We start from the raw sequence: 4,262 nt of genomic DNA on the forward strand, positions 1-4,262 counted from the left end.
TCCGGGCGAAGCTCTGAATCTGCATCTTGAAGTGGTTTGGGTATATTAGTAGGAAAAGGAGTCACTATGAGCTTACCAGATGAGAATAAGGTAGTAATTGATACTTCGAAGATGAGTGATGCAAAGGCATCATCCTTGCAAATTACCGAAAGCGCTCGGGAATCTGTGTGGCAGCACCCCAGTTTTGGCAAGTCACTGTTTATGGGGGAATTCAACAAAGAGATACTCTTTCCTTTCCCAGAGCAAAGTAGTGATGATGAAAAAATTGGCGATGATCTGGTTAAGCAGGTGAGGATTATTTTTAGCGAGCAACTTGATGCAGATCTGGTCGACGAGACGCGAACCATTCCCGATGAAGTGATCCAGGCGTTAGCTAAACTTGGTCTTTTTGCCATGAAAGTATCTAAAGAATACGGGGGACTGGGTTTAACACAGGTCAATTACAATCGCGTTATGATGGCCATCGCCAGTCATTGTGGCTCAACAGCGGTATTGATCTCCGCCCACCAGAGTATCGGTGTTCCGCAACCTCTTAAGCTTTTTGGTACTGTCGAGCAAAAAAAACGTTTCCTTCCGCGCTTTAGAGAGGGGGCTATCTCTGCTTTTGCTTTAACCGAACCCAGTGTCGGATCTGATCCCGCGCATATGAAAACGACTGCGACGCTCAATGAACAGGGAACTCACTACCTTATCAATGGTGAGAAACTTTGGTGTACCAACGGGCTGATTGCAGATTATCTGGTGGTGATGGCCTGCACCGCCCCGAAAGTGATCAAGGGCAAAGAGAGAAAACAGATCTCCGCATTTATTGTTGAAGGAAATAGCCCGGGTATTGAGTTAGTGCATCGTTGTGATTTTATGGGGATACGCGGTATTCAGAATGGCCTGATGCGTTTTACCGATGTAGCCGTGCCGGTAGAAAACCTGCTTTTAGAAGAGGGGCGAGGGCTTAAGTTGGCCTTAGCCACCCTAAATACAGGGCGTCTGACCCTGCCCGCAGCCTGTGCGGGAATGGCCAAGCAATGTGTCAATATGACCCGGCGTTGGGGAGGAAAACGCGTGCAGTGGGGCTCAGCTATTGGCGAACATGAAAAGGGCTCTAATCGTTTAGCCTTTATTGCCTCCACCACACTTGCTATAGAGGCGGTAACCTGGTTAACCAGTCATCTAGCTGATAAGGGCGATGTGGATATTCGTATGGAAGCTGCCATGGCTAAAATGTTTTGCAGTGAGATGGCCTGGCAAGTCGTAGATGAAACAGTGCAGTTCTTTGGCGGACGCGGTTATGAGAAGGCTCTTTCTTTAAAAGCGCGGGGAGAGTTGCCTTTTCCTGTTGAGCGTATGCTGCGTGACTGCAGAATTAATCGCATTATTGAGGGGACCACGGATATTATGGAGCTCTTCTTAAGTCGCGAAGCCTTAGATACCCACCTCAAGCTGGCGGCGGATCTAATCAAACCCGGCGCTGACTTTGCGTCAAAAAAAGCGGCTATTATTAAACTTTCAAAAGAGTATATATCTTGGTATCCCAGACAATTTGTTAACTTGAGTTTGCTTGGTCGTTTTTCACATCAAGGGGAGCTGGCTAAACATGTTAATTATTGTCAGCGAACTGCCCATAAACTGGCGAGGACACTGTTCCTGCAGATGGGATTACATCGTGAGAAGTTAGAGCTTCGGCAGGAGGTTTTAGGGCATCTAATGACCATTGGCTCTGAACTGTTTGCTATGGCAGCAACCTGTTCTTATGCCGAGAGCCAGCAGGCAAAAGGCAATAACAATGCAATCATGCTGGCGGATCATCACTGCCGACTGGCACGTTTACGCATTAAAACTGAGTTTAAAGGAATCTCATCATCACAACGAAAAACGGCTAAAGATATCAGTAAGCGCATATTAAGCGGTGATTTCACTTGGCTCGAAGAGGGGATCTACCCAGTCGGTGATGAGGAGTAACAAATATGCCTCAGGAGAATACTCTCGAAAAGGCAAGTCGCTCATTCCGTTTTTCGGGACTATTAATTAGTGCGATTGAAAAGTTTACCCGTTCATCAATTTCGATTGAAGGGGTGGAAAATATGCGGGCTAACCCAACATTGTTTGTAGTTAACCATTTCACCCGCATGGAGACAGGCATATTGCCTCACGTTCTCTATAAATATAATGGGCAGATGGTTCATTCTCTGGCGGATAGCTCACTTTTTGTCGGTAAGTTTGGCCAGTTTTTGAAATCTGTCGGGGCACACCCTCTGGATCTTGAAGGGCGAGATGAGAAGATAATATCCGAGTTGATGCGCGGGACATACAATTGGGTTATTTTTCCCGAAGGCTCTATGGTTAAAAATAAAAAGGTAGTGGAGAAAGGACGTTTGCTGATGCATCTGCCTCACGCTACTCGGGCGCCCTATACGGGGGCTGCCACTTTGGCGCTAAAAACCTTTTTTATGAAACAGGATTACAAACGCGCAATCGCTGATAATAATGAAGAGGTGATTAACTACTATCAGGATGTCTACAATCTTCATGGACCAGGAGATCTGGCCCCTCTGGATCTGTGTATTGTTCCGGTAAATATAACCTATTATCCACTGCGTCCGGGAAAGAATTTAATATCAACGACTATGCTGCGGTTGCTTAAAGATATTTCTCCTGAGGTGGAAGAGGAGTTACTGGTTGAAGGTAAGTTACTATTGCAGGAGAGTGATATCTCTATCTCATTCGGTCATGCTATTGATGTGCGCAGTTTTACTAAACCTTACCGACGTCTCTTTGCTTACCTATTACCATTTTTATCTGCATCTAGAAAGATGAACTGGTTGATGGCAATTATGCGCCATCGCCTTACTCATATTTTTATGCATCGAGTCTACAGACGACTGTCAATTAATATGGACCACTTAGTTGCCACTGCTTTGCGCTATGTGTCAGTGAAAGGTATGCAGGAGGAAACCTTTAAGCAGATAATATATCTGGCAATTGTACTTATTAAAACCCAGCAACACCGACGGGTTCATCCGAGTCTTGGTGATGGAACTGTTAATTTAGTATCCGGGGAGCCTTATAAGCCCTATGACCATATTATGGAGCTGGTTGAGGCAGAAGTGGTCGCGGTGGTAAAAGATGGATATCTATCCGTAGATCATGACAAAATCAAGAAAAAGCATGCCTTTCACCGTATGCGTCTTGATAATACCACGCGTGTGCTAGCCAATGAGTTTGAAGTCATGAGCAGTTCGGTGGCTATTATTAAAAAGCTTGTTCGTAGCCCTGCCGCTAAGCTATCTCTTCAGGTAGCAGAGATGGTTAGCAAGAGAGACTGCTCTATCTATGAAGAGGAGAGGATGCGCTCTTTTGATAAAGCAGAAACAAAAAGCAGAGAGGTGGGCAAGCCCCGCCATCTGAAAGGGGATAAAAACAAAGCAGGCATTGTTTTAGCGCACGGTTTTTTGGCTTCTCCCGGTGAGATGCTTGAACTGGCTAAATATCTAAATCAACTAGGATATGGGGTCTATTTGGTGCGGCTTACCGGACATGGCACCCATGCCAAGGAGTTGGACAGTGCAACCGTCAAAGCTTGGAACGAATCATTTAAACGCGGTTACGCGGTTCTTGCACATTATCATTCGAAGGTGGTGGTGGGCGGATTTTCTGCAGGAGCCCTGCTTGCCCTGTTAAAAGGTGCCGGTCCGATCGATAATGTTGCAGGCATTGTGGCTATTAATCCCGCGCTGAGGCTTCGTCATAAATCCTCCCTGTTTTCACCTATGCTCGATAGATGGAACAAGGCGCTGGAGAGTGTTTCCTTGCAGGGTGGGGCCGTTAAGTGGGTTGAAAACATATCCGAGAACCCCGATACTAACTACGAGCAGATATATATTGGTGGTCTGCGACGATTCTTAGAATTGCAGACAGCTTGTCAGGAAAAACTTGCCGAGATTTGTGCGCCTCTGCTCGTTATACAGGGCAGTGAAGATCCGCTGCTGGATCCGTCGGGGGCAACAGAAATCATGAACAAGGTCAGCTCATCACAAAAAAAACTTGAGGAGATTGTGTTTAAGCGTCATGTAATTGTTCGCGGTGATGCAAGCCTGGAGGTGTTTAAGGAGGTGGAAAAATTTATGGAGACGATTTAGTTTTTCCTCTTTTTGTAATCATCCTATTTTTAATTGAGTTTATACCCATGATACCTCAAGGTGCTTTATCAGGGCTCAGCTCGGAGACCAGAATAAGGCACAGTATGAGGGCCTTTCGAGCGATTAACT

Annotated in this window: 2 protein-coding genes; both read left to right on the forward strand. The window is 45.9% G+C overall.

The genetic code is table 11. The features are described 5' to 3' along the window. Positions 1-66: 66 nt before the first annotated feature. A complete protein-coding gene (locus AC4GME_RS17650; RefSeq protein WP_490376902.1) occupies positions 67-1,956 on the forward strand; it encodes an acyl-CoA dehydrogenase family protein in 1,890 nt (629 codons plus the stop codon). Between the two features lie 5 nt (positions 1,957-1,961). Beyond that, positions 1,962-4,133 carry an alpha/beta fold hydrolase gene (locus AC4GME_RS17655; RefSeq protein ID WP_490376903.1) on the forward strand — a complete coding sequence of 724 codons (2,172 nt, stop codon included), beginning with the start codon at positions 1,962-1,964 and terminating at the stop codon, positions 4,131-4,133. Positions 4,134-4,262 lie beyond the last annotated feature (129 nt).

Source organism: Psychromonas sp. (assembly GCF_983033635.1).

Coding starts and splice junctions, on each gene's coding strand:
- AC4GME_RS17655 (WP_490376903.1), top strand. CDS start 1,962: ATGCCTCAGGAGAATACTCTCGAAAAGGCAAGTCGCTCATTCCGTTTT.
- AC4GME_RS17650 (WP_490376902.1), top strand. CDS start 67: ATGAGCTTACCAGATGAGAATAAGGTAGTAATTGATACTTCGAAGATG.